Annotated in this window: 20 protein-coding genes; 11 read left to right on the plus strand and 9 right to left on the minus strand. The window is 56.7% G+C overall.

Annotation, left to right across the window (positions count from 1 at the left end):
• Window positions 1-475: 475 nt before the first annotated feature.
• Entirely contained in the window at window positions 476-1,609 is a 1,134-nt protein-coding gene (gene tgt, locus E1J53_RS15365; RefSeq protein ID WP_134273258.1) for a tRNA guanosine(34) transglycosylase Tgt, read from the plus strand.
• A 99-nt stretch (window positions 1,610-1,708) separates the two neighbouring features.
• Window positions 1,709-2,761 (plus strand): hypothetical protein, encoded by a 1,053-nt coding sequence (locus E1J53_RS15370; RefSeq protein WP_134273259.1) that lies wholly within the window; start codon window positions 1,709-1,711, stop codon window positions 2,759-2,761.
• Window positions 2,762-3,105: 344 nt separating this feature from the next.
• Here E1J53_RS15370 and E1J53_RS15375 read toward each other — a convergent pair whose 3' ends face one another.
• Window positions 3,106-4,137, minus strand: a complete 1,032-nt coding sequence (locus tag E1J53_RS15375) for a dipeptide epimerase (protein WP_134273260.1) — start codon at window positions 4,135-4,137, stop codon at window positions 3,106-3,108.
• Between the two features lie 80 nt (window positions 4,138-4,217).
• Here E1J53_RS15375 and E1J53_RS15380 point away from each other — a divergent pair, with 80 nt between their 5' ends.
• The 6 genes from E1J53_RS15380 (at window position 4,218) to E1J53_RS15405 (ending at window position 9,854) form a co-directional block, all read left to right on the plus strand.
• Window positions 4,218-4,514 (plus strand): DUF4286 family protein, encoded by a 297-nt coding sequence (locus E1J53_RS15380; RefSeq protein WP_173021514.1) that lies wholly within the window; start codon window positions 4,218-4,220, stop codon window positions 4,512-4,514.
• 74 nt (window positions 4,515-4,588) lie between these two features.
• On the plus strand, window positions 4,589-4,966 hold the full coding sequence (locus E1J53_RS15385) for a nuclear transport factor 2 family protein (protein ID WP_134273262.1): 378 nt from the start codon (window positions 4,589-4,591) through the stop codon (window positions 4,964-4,966).
• Window positions 4,967-5,033: 67 nt separating this feature from the next.
• A complete protein-coding gene (locus tag E1J53_RS15390; RefSeq protein ID WP_134273263.1) occupies window positions 5,034-5,582 on the plus strand; it encodes an RNA 2'-phosphotransferase in 549 nt (182 codons plus the stop codon).
• A gap of 777 nt (window positions 5,583-6,359) precedes the next feature.
• Window positions 6,360-7,250: an ROK family protein gene (locus E1J53_RS15395; RefSeq protein ID WP_134273264.1), complete on the plus strand. Its 891-nt coding sequence runs from the start codon at window positions 6,360-6,362 to the stop codon at window positions 7,248-7,250.
• Window positions 7,251-7,320: 70 nt separating this feature from the next.
• Complete coding sequence (locus E1J53_RS15400) at window positions 7,321-8,718, plus strand: MBL fold metallo-hydrolase RNA specificity domain-containing protein (protein ID WP_134273265.1); 1,398 nt, start codon at window positions 7,321-7,323, stop codon at window positions 8,716-8,718.
• A gap of 152 nt (window positions 8,719-8,870) precedes the next feature.
• Window positions 8,871-9,854 carry a hypothetical protein gene (locus tag E1J53_RS15405; protein WP_134273266.1) on the plus strand — a complete coding sequence of 328 codons (984 nt, stop codon included), beginning with the start codon at window positions 8,871-8,873 and terminating at the stop codon, window positions 9,852-9,854.
• A 129-nt stretch (window positions 9,855-9,983) separates the two neighbouring features.
• On the opposite strand, the gene E1J53_RS15410 is transcribed toward E1J53_RS15405, so the two are convergent.
• Both E1J53_RS15410 and E1J53_RS15415 read right to left on the minus strand, forming a co-directional pair.
• Window positions 9,984-10,382 carry a hypothetical protein gene (locus E1J53_RS15410; RefSeq protein WP_134273267.1) on the minus strand — a complete coding sequence of 133 codons (399 nt, stop codon included), beginning with the start codon at window positions 10,380-10,382 and terminating at the stop codon, window positions 9,984-9,986.
• Window positions 10,383-10,443: 61 nt separating this feature from the next.
• Window positions 10,444-11,580, minus strand: a complete 1,137-nt coding sequence (locus E1J53_RS15415; RefSeq protein WP_134273268.1) for an FAD-dependent monooxygenase — start codon at window positions 11,578-11,580, stop codon at window positions 10,444-10,446.
• 159 nt (window positions 11,581-11,739) lie between these two features.
• Between E1J53_RS15415 and E1J53_RS15420 the strand changes: the two genes are divergently transcribed.
• A complete protein-coding gene (locus E1J53_RS15420) occupies window positions 11,740-12,363 on the plus strand; it encodes a TetR/AcrR family transcriptional regulator (protein ID WP_134273269.1) in 624 nt (207 codons plus the stop codon).
• Here E1J53_RS15420 and E1J53_RS15425 read toward each other — a convergent pair.
• Window positions 12,346-13,203 carry a bifunctional 2-polyprenyl-6-hydroxyphenol methylase/3-demethylubiquinol 3-O-methyltransferase UbiG gene (locus tag E1J53_RS15425; protein WP_134273270.1) on the minus strand — a complete coding sequence of 286 codons (858 nt, stop codon included), beginning with the start codon at window positions 13,201-13,203 and terminating at the stop codon, window positions 12,346-12,348. The two genes, E1J53_RS15420 and E1J53_RS15425, sit on opposite strands and share 18 nt — an antisense overlap.
• Before the next feature lie 65 nt (window positions 13,204-13,268).
• Window positions 13,269-13,799 carry a dihydrofolate reductase family protein gene (locus tag E1J53_RS15430; protein WP_134273271.1) on the minus strand — a complete coding sequence of 177 codons (531 nt, stop codon included), beginning with the start codon at window positions 13,797-13,799 and terminating at the stop codon, window positions 13,269-13,271.
• A gap of 315 nt (window positions 13,800-14,114) precedes the next feature.
• Here E1J53_RS15430 and E1J53_RS15435 point away from each other — a divergent pair, with 315 nt between their 5' ends.
• The gene (locus tag E1J53_RS15435) at window positions 14,115-14,621 is read left to right on the plus strand and encodes a hypothetical protein (RefSeq protein ID WP_134273272.1); all 507 of its coding nucleotides are present in this window, start codon (window positions 14,115-14,117) and stop codon (window positions 14,619-14,621) included.
• 56 nt (window positions 14,622-14,677) lie between these two features.
• Here the strand turns inward: E1J53_RS15435 and E1J53_RS15440 are convergent, their stop codons facing one another.
• From E1J53_RS15440 to E1J53_RS15455, 4 genes are all read right to left on the minus strand, one after another.
• Window positions 14,678-15,061 (minus strand): DUF3037 domain-containing protein, encoded by a 384-nt coding sequence (locus E1J53_RS15440; protein WP_134273273.1) that lies wholly within the window; start codon window positions 15,059-15,061, stop codon window positions 14,678-14,680.
• Window positions 15,039-15,830: a HipA family kinase gene (locus E1J53_RS15445; protein WP_134273274.1), complete on the minus strand. Its 792-nt coding sequence runs from the start codon at window positions 15,828-15,830 to the stop codon at window positions 15,039-15,041. The genes E1J53_RS15440 and E1J53_RS15445 overlap by 23 nt, the downstream gene beginning before the upstream one ends.
• An 80-nt stretch (window positions 15,831-15,910) precedes the next feature.
• Window positions 15,911-16,792 carry a hypothetical protein gene (locus tag E1J53_RS15450; protein ID WP_134273275.1) on the minus strand — a complete coding sequence of 294 codons (882 nt, stop codon included), beginning with the start codon at window positions 16,790-16,792 and terminating at the stop codon, window positions 15,911-15,913.
• 178 nt (window positions 16,793-16,970) lie between these two features.
• Window positions 16,971-18,617, minus strand: coding sequence for a sulfatase (locus E1J53_RS15455; RefSeq protein WP_173021515.1), 1,647 nt, complete (start codon window positions 18,615-18,617; stop codon window positions 16,971-16,973).
• 172 nt (window positions 18,618-18,789) lie between these two features.
• Between E1J53_RS15455 and E1J53_RS15460 the strand changes: the two genes are divergently transcribed.
• Complete coding sequence (locus tag E1J53_RS15460) at window positions 18,790-19,713, plus strand: polysaccharide deacetylase family protein (RefSeq protein WP_134273277.1); 924 nt, start codon at window positions 18,790-18,792, stop codon at window positions 19,711-19,713.
• Window positions 19,714-19,728: the final 15 nt, after the last annotated feature.

A 19,728-nucleotide genomic window follows, 5' to 3' on the forward strand; every position in this document is an offset into this window, starting at 1 on the left:
GCCGAAGCCATAAACAAGCAATCAATGCCGTACGTAACAAAATCATCAAAGTCCTTTATGCCTGCCTGGAAAAAGACACTATGTATTGCAAAAAGTATCATCAAAACTTGCAAGGACTATAGTAATCCGATCAGCTCGCTGCGCTCGACAGATAGGAGGAGCGCTATTCGATTCCTTCAATTCACCCTAAGCCCGCTCATCCGCTGCATCTTTTCACCTGGCGCAGCTGGGGAAAAGTTCATCGGATGCGTCAGGCGGCAGAGCAAGTTGAACAAACCCCATTTTACACATCGGATGAACTTTTGCGACTGCGTCAGCAAAAGATGCAACCGATGAGAAAATATGGCATTCATCTAATCCTTCATTCCTTCAATTATTCTGGCAACCCGGTCGGCGGACGAGTCAGCTCGTCCTCGCGCCTCAGCCGACGACCTTCCGTCATTCATTCCTTCCCTACGTTTTACCTTTGCCGACTATGCAGTTCAGCCTCCACCATACGGACGACAAAACCGATGCCCGCGCCGGTACGATCACGACCGACCACGGAGAAATCAAGACGCCCATTTTCATGCCGGTGGGCACCCTGGGCACGGTCAAGGGCGTGCACCAGGCAGAGCTTAAGGAAGCCGTGCGGGCCCAGATCATTCTCGGGAACACCTACCACCTGTACCTGCGCCCCGGTATGGAAACCATGGAGGCGGCCGGCGGACTACACCAGTTCATGAACTGGGACGGACCGATCCTGACCGACTCCGGCGGTTACCAGGTATTCAGTCTGGCGCATCGCCGTAAGATCACCGAGGAGGGTGCCACCTTTGCCAGTCATATCGACGGGAGCAAGCACCTGTTTAGTCCGGAAAGTAGTCTTGGCATCCAGCGGAGTATCGGGGCGGACATTGTAATGGCCTTCGATGAGTGTCCCCCCTACCCCAGCACCCATAAGTATGCGGAAGACAGCATGCACCTCACCCACCGTTGGCTGGAGCGCTGCGTGACCTTCATGCGGGAAAGTCAGCCGAAATACGGCCACTCCCAGGCCCTTTTCCCCATCGTTCAGGGGGGCAGTTATGATGATTTACGGAAGCAGTCGGCCGAATTCATTGCCGCCCAGGACCAGCCGGGCAACGCCATTGGGGGGCTTTCCGTCGGGGAACCCATTCCGGACATGTACCGCGTCACGAAGCTGTGCTGCGACATCCTGCCCAAAGAAAAGCCCCGCTACCTGATGGGAGTGGGCACGCCGGCCAACATCCTCGAATGCATTAGCCGCGGGGTGGACATGTTTGATTGCGTGCTGCCCAGCCGGAACGCCAGACACGGGCTGATCTACACCCGCGAAGGAATTCTCAACATTAAAAATGCCCGGTGGCGCAATGCTTTTGAGCCCATTGACTCGGCACCTGCGTCCGCGCCCACTTCTTTGCAACACACCCGTGCCTACCTACATCACCTCTTCCGGGTGAATGAATTACTCGGTCCGCAAATTGCTACTCTCCACAACCTGAACTTCTACCTCAACCTGGTCACCGAGGCCCGGGAGCGGATTCTGGACGGTTCCTTCGGGGAGTGGAAGGATGCCCTGGTGCCGAATCTGGAGCGGAAGCTTTAGCGACGAGGCATTTATCGGTACATCCTCCCTTTCCAAGAGAGCATCCCGAAAAACCCCCACTCGTACGAGGATACCACCGCGGAGGCTTACCTTGGGTTCATGGACAAAAAGCCGCTGATCCCCGTACATCCCGAACTCCGCGCCTACCTGGCCGGTCACGGCCGCGAGGTGAAACTTCCCCTGCACTATCAGGACCTGGAGCGATTCAGTGCCAGCGTCCCATTGTTGGACCTGAACGATAACGACACCCTCTGGCAGACCGTCTACTTCGACGAGCACGAACGCGCCGCCATTTATGATGGTCTCGGCAAGATTTACGCCCTGCTGCGCATGGACGGCGACATGAGTGCCACCCAGCACCTGGAAGTCGCCCGGATCGACTATTGCCTTTTCGGCAACACCCGCCCCTTCCGGATCCGGATCATCAACCGGCTGAACGACAACTACGACCACTTCTACGTCAAACGCACCGACGCGAACCGGATTTACGGCCTGGAACTCGAAGAGCTTCTCTCCCCCAACAACGTGCTGTACCTCCTCGACGGCGACACCCTCATCGAGGAGCACATCGCCGGCATTCCGGGAGACGATTTTTTCGACACCAAACTGGAAGACACCACCTTCAACCAGATTCGGATGGCCAAGGAATTCGTGAAGTTCAACGAACGCTGCTTCGTGCGGCTGCTCGGCGACATGCGCGCCTACAATTACGTCGTGGACATTACGCCGGACATCGAGGGCAGCCAGTTTCGCTTCCGGGCCATTGACTTCGACCAGCAGAGCTATGAGGGCCGCAAGAGCTTTTACCTGCCACAGTACTTCAAAGAGAACAATCCAATCATTTTCCTCGGCATCGAACACATGGCCAACGCCACCGTCCGGCAGTACCAACTGGAAGAACGCTCCATGATTGCCGCCCGGATCAAGGCCAGTCCACGACGCATCCGGGAGCTGCTGGGCATCATGAGTCGGGACGAAATCTCCAAGCGCGAATTCATTTACCAGCTGCGCGACGAGCTCGGCCAACACCACGACAGTACGTCCTTCCGCGGACTACAAACCATGGGAGAAGTGCTCCGCGTACACCTGCAGCTCCTGCTGGCCAAAGAGTTTACGCAGAGTGCTGATTTTCTGGAAAGCGGGAATGGGTGATTTCGCCGAAGGCGAAATTAGGATTGAGGACTTAGGCTTGAGGATCAAGGAAATGCAGAGGAATCCTAGATCCTCAAGCCTCGATCCTAAATCCTAACCAAAAGAGCCCCAACTACCCGCGAAAGTAATTGAGGCTCACGAAACAACATAACGTGATTCTTTAGTACGGCTGTACGGTACTATGGTAGTTCCTTAGTAATGGGGCATTGTAGTCAGTTGGACCGGTTGCTTTTTGGTGCGATGTCTATTTATATGTTGGTCCGTTTGACTCGTAGAGTATTAATCGTTCGAGGGGAAAACAGGGTGAGGGTAAGGAGAAGTTGCAGCGGGAAGAAGTATCTCCATTACTTCAATAAAGCTCCGGTTCCCGGGCGCTCGGGGTAGCGGGCGAATCCGGTGTTGGGGTCAAAGGTGACGCCGGTGGCGGGGTCTTGGGCGAGTAGCATGGCACCGTCGAGATCGGCGTAGTCGAGTTCGGGCAGGAGTTGGGCGATGGCGCTGATGCCCACGCTGCTTTCGGTCATGCAGCCGGCCATGACGCCCAGTCCGAGCGACCTGGCGCGCCGGATCATCCGGCGGGCGGGGGCCAGTCCGCCGCACTTCACCACCTTGATGTTGATGCCGTCGAAGGCCTCCGCACAGCGGTCCACGTCGGTTTCTACCTGACAGCTTTCGTCGGCAAAAATGGGCAGGGCGCTGGCGGCGCGGAGTTTGGCGGCGGCCGCCCACTGGTCGGCCTTGAGGGGTTGTTCGATGAAGCGTACGCCGAGTTCTTTGAGGCCAAAGGAGAGGTCGATGGCCTGATTAAGTTCCCAGCCCGTATTGGCGTCAACGTAGAAGGGAGAGGTGGTATGTTTCCGGAGTTGGCGGATGATCTCCAGGTCATCCTGCCCACCCCCCAGTTTAATTTTGTACACCGGCCAGGGGAAAGCGCGGAGTTTGGCCACCATCTCCTCAACGGGCCCCATGCCGATGGTGTAGCAGGTGGGGATTTTCCGGGTACGGTCCTGCTCCCACAGCAGGCCAAGTCGTTGTCCCCGGTGCCTGGCCCACAAATCGTGGGTGGCCACGTCCAGAGCACAGCGGAGAAAAGTATTGAGCTCGGGATCGGCTTTATCCACGAAGCGCATAATTTCTTCCGGACTTGATGGTAGTTTTAGGGGCGCAAGCGCGGGTGCCAGCCGATTCAGTTCGGCCGTGCAGCGCTGGCTTTCCAGTCCGTAGTAGCGGGTCATGGGGGCTTCTCCCAGTCCGGTGAGCCCCGTCACTTCATCCCGTAGGGCCACGATGAGGGTGGGTTGTTCCGTCCGGCTTTCGTGGGCGATGCGGAAGGGATTCGCCAGGGGGAGGTCAAAGTGGTGGACGTGGAGTTGCATGGATGTCCTGCTTAATTTTGTGGGGTAAAGAACCGACAATCGTCGGTAAACTAAGCAACGTTCGCAACAAGCCCTTACGCATGATCCTCTACGAAGTTACCGTTACCGTCACCGAGCCCCAACTGGAAGAAAAATGGCTGCACTGGATGAAGACCGTACACATTCCCGACCTCCTCAAAACCGGACTCATTTCCTCCTTCGACGTCAAGCGGCTCCTGGAAGTTGACACCCTGACCTACTGTTTCACCTATCATTTCCCCGACCTCCGGTCCTACGAAGCTTACCGGGAGCAGCACGCGCCGCGGCTGCAGCAGGACACCCTGGACAACTTCCCGAACCAGCTGCGCGCCAGCCGCCGACTTTTTGAGTTGATGTAGGCCCTTTCGCAGTACTTTACGATATCACCCCACCCGGAAAGCCCCTTCAAGGCTGCCCCCTTAAATACCATTTCATGGATTCGCAACGTAACAAACAAAACGCCATCGATTTTTACCGCACGGCCTACCTCGGCGACCCGGCCGGGGCCGTGGAAAAATACGTGGGTGACGACTACATTCAGCACAACCCAACCGTGGGCGACGGACCGCAAGCCTTCATTGATTACTTCAACCGCATGCAGCGGGAATATCCGAACAAGACCATCGAGTTTGTCCGTGCCGTCGCCGAGGGCGACCTGGTCGCCCTGCATACCCACCAGGTCTGGCCCGGGGGAGACGAATACGTCACCATGGACTTTTTCCGCTTCGATGCACGGGGCAAGATCGTGGAACACTGGGACGCTATCCAGCAAATCCCCGAGAATTCCGCCAACGGAAACACGATGTATTAGAGGGTGGGTATTGCGCGGTAAAGGAACGGGCGTTATCTTTGCTTAAATTTTAAGCAAAGTATTTACCATGAACACGAAAACCCTCACCCGCACTTCCCGAAAACTCAGCCTCGTCCTGCGCCACAAACCCGAAGTCATCGGCCTCAAGCTGGATGCTTCCGGCTGGGCGGAGGTGAGTCATCTGCTGGCCCAACTCGAACGCCACGGCACGGCCATCTCCCGGGCGGAGTTGCAGTACATCGTAGACCACAACGACAAGCAGCGTTTTCGCTTCAGCGAAGACGGCTTGCGGATTCGCGCCAACCAGGGGCACAGCATTGAGGTGGAGCTGGGCCTCCGCGCCACCCCACCGCCGAAAGTGCTGTACCACGGCACGGCCCGCCGCTTCGTTGACTCCATTCTGCGTACCGGGCTGGAACGCCGCAGTCGGCAGCACGTCCACCTGAGCGACAACCTGGAGACGGCCATCAAAGTAGGTGGGCGGCACGGAAAACCGGTGGTTTTCCACGTTCGGGCGGCGGCCATGGCCGCCGATGGGCATACCTTCTTCCGCTCCGACAACGGGGTATGGCTCACGGAGGCCGTGCCGACGGAGTTTTTGCGGCTACTGGAATGATGAGTAAAAACTGCGCGATTCCTTGGGAATCGCTATCGTAGGTGGGATGCGCGTAGGGGCAAGGCATGTGTGGGTTAACGCAAAGTTGTAACCCTTACAATGGCGTAGAGTTACGGCCGTTGTATGCTTTGTAATCTGTGCCCCACGAATATCTTTTTTCACCTTTAGGTTTGTAGCCATTAGTCTGACAGACTATAGACTTATCTTGACTCCCAATTAAGGAAATATCAAATGATTGGAGGCAGGTGGTGTTTCCTTTCCCCGAAAGGAAACCGAATCAGCCTGGGATAACTAAAGGACCTTCCGCGAAAGAATGTGGCCAATCGATCTTGTACAATCCTTCCTACTTTGCTGGAGTGGTCGCCTTTCGGGGAAAGGCGACACCAGGTACATGTCCCCGGGGTGGGTGATTTCGACTTTCAGGTGATTATGATTTTCAAGAAGCCCAGAACTTAGAGAAGTTGGACTTAATTATTACAGAATAAGCCATAGTTTCTGGAAGGGGCATAACGCTAATGCCATCCCACAAATGCCTTGCCCCTGCTTCCATTAAATCATTTTCTTCCCGATTCACTCTGCACCTGCGCTTCGACGCATTCAATTTGAATCGGCGATCCCGACGAGTTTTGCTTCGCAGCTACCTTCGGTGGTCGGATCTCGGGACCGTCGCCCCCTTATTCTTTTTCTTTTCCTCAGCTTTCTCCTTTTTCCTGAAGCCTAAATCCTGAGGCCTAAATCCTGAGTCCTGTACCTTATCTTCCCCCAAAATCATACCGTATGAAGTGGGGCATTGACCTTGGCGGCACCAAAATTGAGGGCGTTATCCTTGACGAAGAAGGGAAGGTCGTTGACCGCCGGCGCATCGCCACCGAACGGGAGGGCGGCTACGCGCACATTGTTTCCCGGATCGCGCTACTCGTGGAGCAGATGCGGGAAGCTACCGGGCTGAATCCCGCGCACCTCGGCATCGGCACGCCGGGCGCCATCGACCCGCCGACCGGGCTGCTGAAAAACTCTAACACCGTCGTCCTGAACGGCCACCCGCTGGATAAGGATCTGGAGCGGGCCATCGGGGTTCCCGTCACCCTGGCCAACGACGCCAACTGCTTTGCGGTGGCGGAAACGCTGCTCGGCTGCGTGCCAAAGGAAGCTCCCGACGCCAAGGTGGTCTTTGGCGTCATCCTCGGCACGGGGACCGGCGGCGGCATCGTGGTGGACGGCAAAATTCTCGGTGGCGGACAGGGCATCGGGGGTGAATGGGGCCACATGTTTCTCGACAACTCGGCGGGCTACTGCTATTGCGGTCGGGTGGGCTGCGTGGAGCAGATTCTGGCCGGCCCGGCCCAGGAGCGCTACTACGCCAATCTGTCCGGCACGGCCCGCACGATGAAGGACATCGTGCCGCGCTACCGCGCGGGCAATGACCCGGCGGCCACCGCTACCCTGGACCGGTTCTTCCACTTTTTCGCCAAGGGCATCGCCAACGTGATCAACGTTCTTGACCCAGACGTCGTGGTGCTCGGCGGTGGCCTCGGCAACATCGACGAACTCTACACCCAGGCGGTTCCCCGGGTGGTAGATCACCTGTTCAACCCCCGGCTCGACACCCGCTTCCTCCGCCCCAGCCTGGGAGACTCTGCGGGGGTGTTTGGGGCGGCGTTGTTGTAAATTGACGGGCAAAAGCTACCTTTAGTCCCCCCTGACCAACCTAGCCTTAGTCTAGCGAAAAAGCTCGCTCATGCACATTCAATTCTGCGGCGCCGCCCGCGAAGTCACCGGATCCGCCCACCTGATTACCCTTGACGACGGGTACAAAATACTACTCGATTGTGGCCTCTACCAGGGCAACAGCCGGGAAATGGAGGACTTCAACGAAAGCTTCCTCTTCGATGCGGAATCCATCGACTGCCTCATCCTTTCCCACGCCCACATCGACCACACCGGTCGGGTACCCAAGCTGGTCAAGGACGGCTTTAAGGGGCAGATTTACGCCACCCACGCCACGCGGAGCCTCTGTGCCATCATGCTCCTCGACTCCGCCTTCATTCAGGAAAAGGACGCCGAATACTACAACAAGAAAAACGGCAAGTTTGGTAAGGGTAAACAGCCCCTCTACACCCGCAAGGACGTGAAACCCACCATGGATCGGTTCGTGGGCCTCCCCTACGACATCTGGGAACGCATCCACCCCGACGTGGAGATTCAGTACCGCGACGCGGGGCACATTCTCGGCAGCGGCAGCGTGACGCTGCGCATCACCCGGGACAACGGCAAAACCACCACCATCGGCTTCACCGGAGACATCGGACGGCCCAATCGCCCCATCCTGCGGGATCCGAAGAAAATGCCCGCCTGCGACTACATCATCTGCGAATCCACCTACGGCGACCGGGAACACGACCTGCCGCCCGACGAGTTGGATCGCTTCCTGCGCATCATCAAAAAAACCTGCGTAGAGGACAAGGGCAAGCTGCTCATTCCCGCCTTCAGCGTAGGCAGAACCCAGGAGATTGTCTACATGCTCGACCGGCTGGAAAGCAGCGGCAAACTGCCCAATATTCCCGTCTACGTCGATAGTCCACTGGCCGTCAACGCCACCACCGTCTTCGGCTCCCACCCCGAGTGCTACGACAACGACCTGCACGAGTACATGCTGACCGACGACAATCCCTTCGGCTTCAACAACCTCCGCTACATCCGGGAGGTGGAAGACAGTAAGGCGCTGAATTTTCTCAAGGGACCGGCCATCATCATCTCCGCCAGCGGCATGATGAACGCCGGGCGCAGCAAGCACCACCTCCGCAACACCATGGGCGACAAGAAGAACACCATCTTCATTGTCGGCTACTGTGCCCCCCAAACCCCCGGAGGGAGATTGCGGGACGGCGCTACCGGACTAAAGCTCTTCGGTAAGTACCACGAACTACGGGCGGACGTCGTGACGATGGACAGCTTCTCCGCCCACGGAGACCGCTCCGAAATGCTGGACTTCCTCGACGGACAGCAGCAGCACTGCAAAGAAATTTTCCTGGTACACGGCACCATCGATCGCATGGACACCTTCTCCGAAGGCCTCAAGGAGCGCGGATTCAAGAAGGTCCGGGCCCCGCAACTGGAGGATGTTGTGTATATCTAGGGGGTATGATTCCTCCGTAACTTAACGTCAACGTTCATTCAAGGCAGAGTCAAGGCATGCCTTGACTCTACCGGTATTATCACAATACCTTTTGCGATTTCGCAGGAATCGCGTCGACATCTGCCCCTTGCATGAGATACCTACCCCAGCGCATGAAAAAATTTTGGGGAGAAATATGGATCATCATTTTGGTGGTAGCGATCACTGCCTGCCAAAACGAACCGCCGGAACCACCCCAACCGACCTTCTACCACTGGCAAACCCGCCTGGCGCCGGACAGCCTTTCGCGAGCCTTGCTGGCCGAAGCGGACGCGGACCGGCTGTACGTAAAGGCCTATGACCTGATCTGGGAAAATGGCCGGGCCACCCCCACCGCCATCCTGGAATTGGGGGACACCACGGGCCTCCCTCCCCTGGTGCCCGTCATCTTCATTACCCAGGAGGTCATCCAGCAGCAGCCCGTCAACAAGCTGCCTGCGCTGGCCAAAAACATGGCCGCCCTCCTGCAAGAAATCCTGGGAAATGATTTTCCGGAAGTACAGCTGGACTGTGACTGGACGGCGCGGACGCAGGTGCCATATTTTTCCTTACTGCAAAGTTTACGGGAGTTGTTCCCGGACAAGACCATCAGTTGCACCATAAGATTGCATCAGTACCGGGACCGGAAGACCCAGGGTATCCCCCCGGTAGACCGCGGTGTGCTCATGGCCTACAATGTTGGCGAGCTGGCGGAATGGAGCACCGAAAACTCCATCATAGACACTACGTTGCTAAAGGGCTACCTCCGGGATCAGCCCCCCTACCCCATCCCGCTGGATCCGGCCATTGCCGTTTACGACTGGGCCGTCGTGTTTCGTAACGATGCGCTGGCTTACCTGATCAACGAGCCCGACCTAAGGGAGCTGCGGGATACTTCCCGGTTTGCCGCCCTCACCTCGGATAGCCTTCGCTACGTGGTCAAGACCTCCACTTACTACGAGGGCATCTACCTCTACCGCGGCGATTTAATCCGCCGGGAGATTGCTCCCGTGGAGCTGATTGACTCACAGTTGAAGATTATTGAGCGACACACGGAGGGCTACGCTCCGGAAAGGATTTTCTATTACCGGTTGGGGAGTCGGCAGTGGGGGGAGTAAATCTGATTGGTTTAGGGTTAAGGCGGTGGTCGGAAGCCTGTTTCGTGTCGGCCGAGCCTAGGGAAACGGCGTCCGAACACTCATTGCCAAATATCCCAATTGTGAAATCATTACCACGGCCTTGGTTGGCTACCCAATCCCCCCGTAAATCAGTCCGCTGATCACCAAGAGCAACATCCACTGCCCCAGTTTCAGGTAGTTTTTGGGGAATGGCCGCGAAATGGCGGTCGAAAGCAGCCATACGGTACCGTAGCCTAAGAAGTAGAGGGCCAAAATCTGGAGCAGTTGCTTTTCGTTGGCGAAGTAGTCGGTGAAGTTGATGAGCCCAAGCCCGATGCTGGCGAAAAGCAGGTCCAGTGAAATCCAGTGCCAGCCGTTCCGGGCCATGGTCCACTTCTCCCGCTTTTGGTGGTTTTCGTCATGCACAATTGAGGGTTCGATAATGCGCAGTTCCCGGTCGCCAATGAACGTATGGACGACGAAGGCCAGCAAGGTGAGCACGTTAGCGATGAAGAGGAGTACGTTCATGATGTTCTGGGTTTTTGGGTAGAACTGGTGAAGGAACGGAAGACGCTTGGCTCCGGGGTGATTAGTCCAGATGGTACAGTGAACCCATCTGCGCGCGCATCGTACGCTCCGGGGTCAGTTTGATGATCGCTTTTAGGAGTTGCTGACCGAAGAAGCTATGCGCCAATTTCCCGAAACGCCAGGAAGTGTTGACAACGTAGTCTACCTTCCGGCGGCGCCTTTCCTCGAAGCGCTGGAAGGCCAGCCTGGCGTCGGGCAGGCACTCCGCCAGGTACTGGCTAACGAAGTAAGCGTCTTCCATGCCCTGGCAGGCTCCCTGCCCCATGTTGGGCGTAGTGGCGTGGGCGGCATCGCCGAGTAAACAGATTTTATTGTCAAACCAACGGGGCAGACGCTTCAGGTCGTGCAGGGTAGCCTGGTGAATTTGTGCTGCCTCGGTATGCCCAATGATTTCCCGGACAACCGGAGAGAAGCCACCGAAGAGTTTCATCAGACTCTCGGTTTTCGGGCGAGTGTTACCTCCGACCACAACCGTATCGTCCACTACGGCAAACCAGTACACCGTCTCTTCACCAATCTGAGAAAAGCCGAACCGGCGGTGGCTACCCCAGGCCTCCTGCCCCAGGTTCTTCAGTGCCTCCGGCAGGGGCATTTTAGCGACACCCCGCCAACAAATCTGGCCAGCATTGCGCAGTGGGGCATCGGGCATAATGGACGCCCTCACGGCAGAGTTGATACCGTCCGCTCCCAGCAGAATGTCTACCTCCGCTTCACCCTCGGCGAAGTGAATCGTGATGCCATCCGGGTGGACTTCGTGGCGCAGATACTGCTTATTCAGGTAAATTTCACAAGACCTTTCGGCCGCTTCAAAAAGTACCCGTTGCAACTTTGCCCGGTGGATTGCCAGAATTTTGCTTCCTTCAGCATCTTCCACGAGGTCACCCTTCAACTTTCGTAGTGGCTGCAGCTGAGCGTCCGTGATGCCCACCCGGTGGAGTTCAATACCGCAAGTCATTACCTGCTCCCGGATGCCCAGCCAATCCAGTACTTTCATGGCGTTAGGTTGTACCCAGATTCCCGCACCGATTTCGTTGAGGGAAGCCGCCTGCTCGTAGACTACCGCCTCGATTCCCCGCTTTCGCAGGGCTAGTGCCGTAGTAAGACCGGTGATGCCCCCACCAATGATACCAACTTTCATAATCCGTAAAGTTTTAGGTACTTAATGCATCGTGTTTCTGGGCGCCAGTGGCCTTCATCAAGCCCAGGCAGCCGATAAATTTGCCGCCGCGTTACCGAGAAATTGGTGAGCAAGGGTAAATTTAGGTCAAATATACTAATTATTAGGTCAAGTTTACTAATGCGTACGAAAGAAAGAATTTTAGCTCAGGCCCGGGAACTATTCAATGCGGGAGGAATTCAGGGGACGACGCTGCGGCAAATTGCGTCGGCGCTCGGGATGAGTCAGGGCAACCTGAACTATCACTTTCGGACCAAGGAAGACATCGTCAACGCCCTGTACTTTTCCCTGGTGGAAGAGATCAACACCGGGATGGAAGCGATGACGCAGAATTTTTCGATCCTATCCAGCCTTTACCTGACCGCCGAAAAGACGATGCGGGTTTTCTACGCTTACCGATTCATTCTACGCGACCTGTACTTCATCTTCCGGGAGCACGCGCAAATCCGGGAGCATTACCTCGGATTACAGGCCGTTAGAAAGCAGCAGTTTGAGCATCTTTTCCGGACCATGGTCGAAAAGGGTATCATCCGTCCCGAGGAATTTGACGGAGAATACAAAAGGCTGTATGAACGTATGGCGATCCTGGGAGACAACTGGATTAATTCGGCCGAACTTTTTAGGGCCGACGATGGTAACGCGGTCAAGTATTACCAGGACCTATCTTTTGAAATGATCTACCCCTACCTCACCCAGGCCGGTAAAGAGCAATACGCCGCCGTTCGTTCACTCATGCAGCGTTGATTCAAGCGATTCCCCTCTGGCCTTTTCCCCAATGTACATGGCGTGGCCACAGGTTTCCACAATTGGTAACTCCCCGGCAGTCTGGTGCAACACCTCCATGACCGTAGTAAAGTATTCGGGGCGGGATTCTTCCAGGGCAAGGATTTCTCGTTCATTTTTGTACCCAATTCCCCTGATCGAGCGAAGCAATATTTTTTTAAACCCGGCCTCCCGGAAATGGGCTTCAACCGCCGGAGATTCCAGATAATTGCCTTCCTGAAAGCCAGCACTGCTCCTATTTCTAAAGGTTCCTTGTCTACTCACGAGGCGCAACTCCTCACTACCGACTTGTTCCGGTCGGAACAATGATCGTTCCACGATACTCATGATTCCGCAGTGGTAGGGTATAAACGAGGCGAATACTTTTCCACCGGGCTTCAGTATTCGGTAAATCCCCGCCAGGCACTGATTGATTTCCGATGCTTCCGTTAAATGATAGAGTGGACCAAACAACAGAACGTTTTCGAAACTTTGATCCGGGAATTCCCCCAATTCCAGGGCATTAACGACGGCAATCCTGTCTACCCTGGTTGATACCTCGTGGTTCATCAACCTACTTTTCGCCACGTCAATCAAATCCTGGGAAAGGTCCCCAAGGCTCATCCGAAAACCCAGTTTAGCCAATTCAAAGGTATACCTACCCGCTCCTCCTCCCAGATCAAAGATGTGTGCGGGGGGCTCCAGGTATTTTGAAATCACCTCCAGTACCACCCTAAGTTCCAGAGCTCCAGCATCCGTATCCAGCCTCCCCCACTCGTCAAAGGATTTATAGTAATGCCTGATTCTTTCAAGGTCCGTCATTGCCTAAGCTTTTTGAATTCTTATCCCGCTCCATTGGAAATTCGGTAATGAAAATACTGCGTCCCTCACCTTCTGCGGTAGGTCAGTATTTGCAGGCCATCCGAAAATGATTCCCGATCGGCAAGGTCCCAGCTCTCTGCCGTAGTGGAGTTTCCAAACAGCCTCGTTCCTACCCCCAGTACGATGGGATTTAACTTGATTTTCAGCTGATCGATGAGTCCATGGTCCAGTAGCCATCCGGCAAATTCTCCACCTCCGCACAGGTAAACGTCCGTCGGCGATGCCTCTCTGATCTCCTGAATACGATCCACACTTAACTTCTCGATACTTACTGAATCGGCCTTATCGGCAAGATTTAGGGATCGAGAAAAGATGTGGTGCTGCATGTGTGGATAGGCGGGTTGACCGGGTTGCAGGCCAAACTGATATCCGAATTCATAGGTTTTTCTCCCCATGATCACCGTGGAGAAATTGGCCAGGTCCGCAAGGTACTTATCGACGCCATCTCCCCGTTGAACGAACTGACTGATGTCTTCGTTTTTCCCGGCGATGTACCCGTCCAGGGAGGTGGCCACGTAGTAGATTATCTTTTTCATTCCTTAGAGATTAGGGTCGGAGACCAGTCGCACCATACGGTATTCCCTGAACCGCTGAACCGCACGGAATAGTTCCCATCGTAAAAACAACCGGTAGCCCTACTCCCGGCAATTCCACTTGAAACCACCTAATCATCAAAAAATCCTTGCATGAGTTCATCCACTAAAATAGAGTCCTTCCTTAGCGGAAGCACCCTGACAAGGGTAATTTGCGTGGATAAAGCTGAACTAAATTAATGGCATTAAAGTTTGATAATCAGGAATTTATTATATTATTCATCGTTGCATTAAAACATTAATACTAACCCCCACTACATGAAAATGCTCCCATTTTTCACTTTACTCCTGGCCTTCTCTTTGTCGCTTCAAGCCCAAACCGGCACGACCATCCCCGAGGCCAAAATGAACGAATTGGTCGCCGAGCACAATCTTGCCCAACATGGGCACTCCTCCATCGGCAAAGCTTTTCAAGCGGAGGGCATCATTAATGCGTCCGGGGTGGTGGAAGATGAATGGGGCGAAAGGTGGCTGGTCATCAATTTCACCAACCAGACCCAGCGAGAAGGTAACGCCCATTACCGCTTTTCCTTCGGCTTACTCGATGAGCTGGACTACCGACTCAATCTGAAAAACGTCCGTTTACTCTTCCTGGGCAATCATCTTTACCTCGAGGATAAAGACAGCGATTACCGGATTAATCTGATGGTAAGCTCCCAAAAGTCCGACGTCAATCGTCTTCAGCAGCTTCCTCCGGTACAGGGTATTGGCTTGGGTATCCAAACCCTCCGGGAGGACGAGCTAAAGGTGATTGCACTGGACTAAAATCACCCGCCGCTGGTTGCAGAAACGTTCTGCCCCCCTTCACGCTTACGGTCCGCTCAGCACACGTAATCCCGAAACAACTTTTCCAGCGTCCCTTCCGGATCATCGGTCATGCCGGGGTGTACCCGGGATGACTGGATGATGGTACTCCGGGTGGCCGTTAACCAGCGGAAACGCTCCGGGGCCTCCAACTGGGCGATCCTTCCGGCATCCTTTTCGCCCCGGCAGATGCTGACCCAGCTATCCAGGTAAGCCCGCAGTTCTTCCAGGTCCGTATCCGGATGGAAGGCGAGAATGCGGGCTTCGTCGAGGTGGATACGCACGTCCAGAAAGCGCAGCCGTTTAGAGAACAATGCCACCCCAACGTTCAGGAATTCTTCCCGCTCCACCCGGGGAACGTAGCGAATCAGCGCGTACTCATATACTTGCTTGGCGGGCATCTTCGGCTTCTTTAGTGAGCGAATCGAGGTTTTCCCAGCGGATGGTGAGGTAGCGGGTATACACCTCCCGCTTTTCGGCGGGACTTAGCGCACTTCCCTTTTCTTCCAGCCAGTCGTCGGGAATCAGGCCAACGATTTCTCTGATCAGGTTTGGAGTGATCGCCTCGCGGAGGTGATCCCGGGCGGCGGCCAGTTCGGTCGCCTTTTCCAGTAGTACGTGATCCTTCACCCCAGCAAAGCCGCGGGCCGCATGGGCCTCCCAGTTGTTCATTGCGTGGTGGAAATAAAGGCTGGCCCCGTGGTCGATCAACCACAACTCTTTCTTCCAGTTCAGCAGATTGGTGTTCCGGTGGGTGCGGTCGATGTTGGTAATCAGGCAGTCCAGCAGTACCGTCCTGGATGCCTCCGTCGGAGTAGCCACTGACACGGCCGGATCGTAGGTGATGGCACCCGACAGGTAGTGCAGCCCGAGGTTCAAGCCCACGCTAAACCGCAGGAGGTCCTGAATCTCTTCGTCGGGCTCCGTTTTGCTGAAGGAATCGTCCAGTTCCATGAACACCAGTTCGGGGACGCGCAGGCCGACGGCCCGCGCCAGCTCTCCGCCAATCAGTTCGGCAATCAGCGCTTTTTTGCCCTGACCGGCACCCCGAAACTTGATGACGTAGGAAAAATCATCGTCGGCATCGACGATGGCCGGAAGGGAACCTCCCTCCCGCAGGGGCGTTACGTAGCGCAGTACATTGACCGTACGGATTTCGGGAACGTTCATGGCGGCAAAGGTAGGGTAGCTTTGCCATACCAAATGGGCTGGCACCTGCGCTCCGTCGCCCCCTAAAAAACGACCCCGGACTACCGCCGTCGCTTCCGCCGGGCTAAAGCATGTTTTCGCACTCGGTTCGCTTCACTGGCCACGTACAGCCACCGATCGTCGTAGAAGTCGATGGCCTCGAATTGGGTCGGCCAGGTCCAGCTGAGGTTACGGCGACGAAGTTTACCCCGCAGGAAACGCCCCCCGGGAAAATCCCGGATTGTAATCAACGAAGCGGACCCTGAGGGCAGAAAACCCAGGGCTCGTTTGAAGGTGTAGGCCGTCAATACCAGCTCCCCCCGCTCGCGGTCCAGGGCGGCAGCGGTGACTACTCGCCGGGGAATGCGCAGACTGTCCACCAGCTCCGCCTCGTACCGTCCGGGCCGGGCGGGGATGCGGTAGTGGTAGGTCATCCAGCGGCGGTCTCCAAAGAGGACGTCCTTGGTGAACAAGTGCAGATAATCGTCTGCGTACACCATCGCCTCGCAGTTGTAGTTTCCGGGCTGGTGGATGCCACTACCATCCTGATCCGGATAGGTGAAGTGAATGGTGTCCGATTCTTGGCGGACCGTATCGTAGCGGTAAATCGTCAGCGACGGCCGACGGCCGGTGTTGTTACCGAAATCTCCCACGTAAAGATTTCCCCGGTCGTCGTGACACATATCTTCGAAGTCCACCGCCCTCCGGCTGACGCTGTCCTTACGGGCCACCGCGCCCGTCGGACCGGTACGATAAACGAAGGGGCCATCGCCGCTGTCGTTGTGCCACCAGAACTGGTTGCCCGCAATCACCAGTCCGCTGGCTTCGGCCAGCGCGGGAGGGAGGCGGATTTTCTTGGGCGGCCGGGTAGCACAGGAAGCCAGGATCAGGCAAGCGAAGGTGAGGCAGGCAGCTTTGACGGAGATAGAAACCGGAAATTGCATGGGAGCAAAATACTGCTTGGGGGAGGAAGAATGGTGAAGAAAATTCCGGTATCCGCCTACTAAGTCTACATGTAGGCTTAGTAGGCGGACCCAATTTTTTTTGGCAAAATTTTTCAGTATTTCACCCTTCCGTCTACCCGTAGACTCTGTCGACGGAAATCGCAATTTTGCCCCGCTCTCAATCCCGCGTCACCGGCACCGCACTACCCCACCAGTCCTCGTTGGGCACCCAGCCGGGCGCAAACATCTCCCGGCGTCGGCGCTCCAGGGAAGGCCAACGTTCCGTACGTACCTGCCTTCGCCATCGGTCCCACGCTTCCTCCGTAAACTGAGGGTTCGGCACCGGGTACCGAGCGTTCATCTGCTCCAGCCAATCCAGTAATTCCCGACGCATATTTGCCGTGCGCGCGGGCTCCGACTCGGACCGATCGTTGACCTCCCCGGGGTCCTGCCCCAGGTGGTACAGTTCGTCGTGATCATCTTCCCAGTAGTGGATCATCTTCCAGTCTCCCCGCCGCAAAATGGAGCTGGGATCCCCGCCCTGATTTCCGTAGTGCGGATAGTGCCAGAAAAGCGGGCGCTCCCCCAGGGATTGCCCCCGCAACAGGGGACTGAAGTCCCTACCATCGAGTATCTGCTCGGCTTCCACCTGCAGTCCCGCCAGGGAGAGCAGGGTGGGATAAATGTCCGCCCCAGTCACCGGTTCATCCACGGTAGCGGGCTGGTCCTGTCCCGGCACGTACAGGAGCAGGGGTTCGCGAATTCCTCCCTCCCACTGGTAGCCCTTCCCGCCCCGCAACGGAGCATTGGAGGTCGCATAAGCATCACCGGAGGCCACGCCCCCGTTGTCGGAAGTAAAGATGACCACGGTATGGTCCGCCAATCCGGTGGCCTCCAGGTGATCGAGCACCCGGCCGATGGCCGCGTCCATTTCCGCCAGCAACCCGGCATAGACGGGGTGGTCTTGCGCGGTCCGGATGGGTAGTCGACGCTCCATGACGAATGCCGAATCGGCCGGGCTGGCGGCTACGGCCCTGGCCCGAAAATGCTCAAAGCGCTCCGGGGTCGTCTGCAGGGGCGCATGGACGGCATAAAAGCTGAGCATGGCGAAAAAAGGGTCGCCCTGATGTTCATGCAAAAACGCCTTGGTTTCCCGCGCCAGGCGTTGGGACAGTGGCTCTCCGGGCCGCTCGTTGGGAAGTTTCGGGTTCTCGTAGGGGTCAAAAAAACCGCCGATGGGACTTCCTTTGCTCCACCCCCCAACGTTGTGGTCGAAACCGTGATCCTCCGGATGATTCCCCCCGTCACCCAGGTGCCATTTCCCCGCAAAAAAGGTGGTATATCCGCCCTTACGGAAAGCCTCGGCGAGGCTGGTCGCCGTTGCGGGGAGGGCGCGGCGGTAATCGGGCGGCAGGTGGGTTGTCGGCCGTTGATCGCGGTGCCAGTCGGGGCCCGTCTGGGCGCCGATCCAGTCCGTGATGCCGTAGCGGGCGGTGAATTGTCCGAGCAGGATACTGGCCCGGGAGGGACTACAGACCCGGGAGCCGGCGTAGGCCTGCGTAAACGAGGTGCCCCGGCGGGCGAGGGCATCCAGGTGAGGCGTTTCGTAGAAGCGGGAGCCCGTGGCCCCCAGGTCGTGGTAGCCAAGATCGTCGGCCAGGATCAGCAGGACGTTCAGTGGCGTTTCCGCCGGGTTGGCCCGTTTGGGCATATCGGGCGACGGAGCGTGAAGCGCAGTGGAATACTCGGCTGAGCCGGTGCAGGTGCAGAGCAATATAGTGAATAGCAAAAAGATCAGTCCGGATAAGGGAGACCACGAAAGCATATCGATAGTAATTCTGTGGGCCACAAATATTGATGAGGACGTACCCCTGGAGGGTGCTCCCTTCTCTTGCTCTTCGGGGCGTTCACGGCACCCGCGCGCCGGCGCCCAGGTGAAAGACGGTAGCCGACCAAACTTACCGGGACCTATATTAGTCACAAAACTACTCCTGATCATGCGCCAATTCTCCATTTTTGCCCTGTTGCTGCTGTCTTCGTGGCTGAGCGGGCAAACGCTCGCCGAGCAACTCGGCTATCCTTCCGGCACAAAACTGCTCATCGTTCACGCCGACGACCTCGGCGTGACCCACGCCACCAATGACGCCAGCATCGCGGCCCTGGAACGGGGTACGGTGAGTTCAGCCAGTGTCATGGCCCCCTGCCCCTGGCTGGCCGAGGTAGCCGAATGGGCCCGCGCCAACCCCAACCACGACCTGGGCATGCACCTGACCCTGACCAGCGAATGGCGGCTCCTCCGCTGGGGCTCCTCCGCGCCCTCCGATCGGGTCAGCAGCCTGCTGGACAGCACCGGCTACTTCAAGCCCCAGTGCAGCGCCCTCTACGAAACTGCCCGGGCGGAGGAAGTCGAAATTGAAATTCGGGCGCAGATTGACCGCGCCATCAGCCTCGGCCTGCAGCCCACGCACCTGGACTCCCACATGGGTTGCCTGATTTACAATCCGGCGTTTTTTGGCGTCTACCTCAAAGTGGCCCGGGAGTACGGTATTCCGGCCATGGCGAGTCGAAATATGCTGGCGGCCCTCGGGGAAAATTTTGCCAAGCAGCTTACCGATCAAGACCTGGTGATCGACAACGTTTTCACCGCCGGCCTGCCCGATTACGGCACTGGTCTGGATAACTACTACCGCAATATCCTGGCCGACCTTCCCCCCGGCGTCAGTGTGCTCCTCATCCACACCGCCCTGGATGGCGCCGAGAGTGCCGGCATGGCCGGCGGCGTGGAGGGCTGGGGTAACCGCTGGCGGCAGCAGGACTATAATTTCTTCACCAGTGACGCCTTCACCCAGCTGCTCCGGGAACAGAACATCCAGTTAACTACCTGGCGGGCCATCAGTAAAAAGTGGTCATCCCGGCCATAAGGCTGCTAACTGCAA

This window comes from Lewinella sp. W8 (assembly GCF_004375085.3).
Classification (GTDB): domain Bacteria; phylum Bacteroidota; class Bacteroidia; order Chitinophagales; family Saprospiraceae; genus Neolewinella.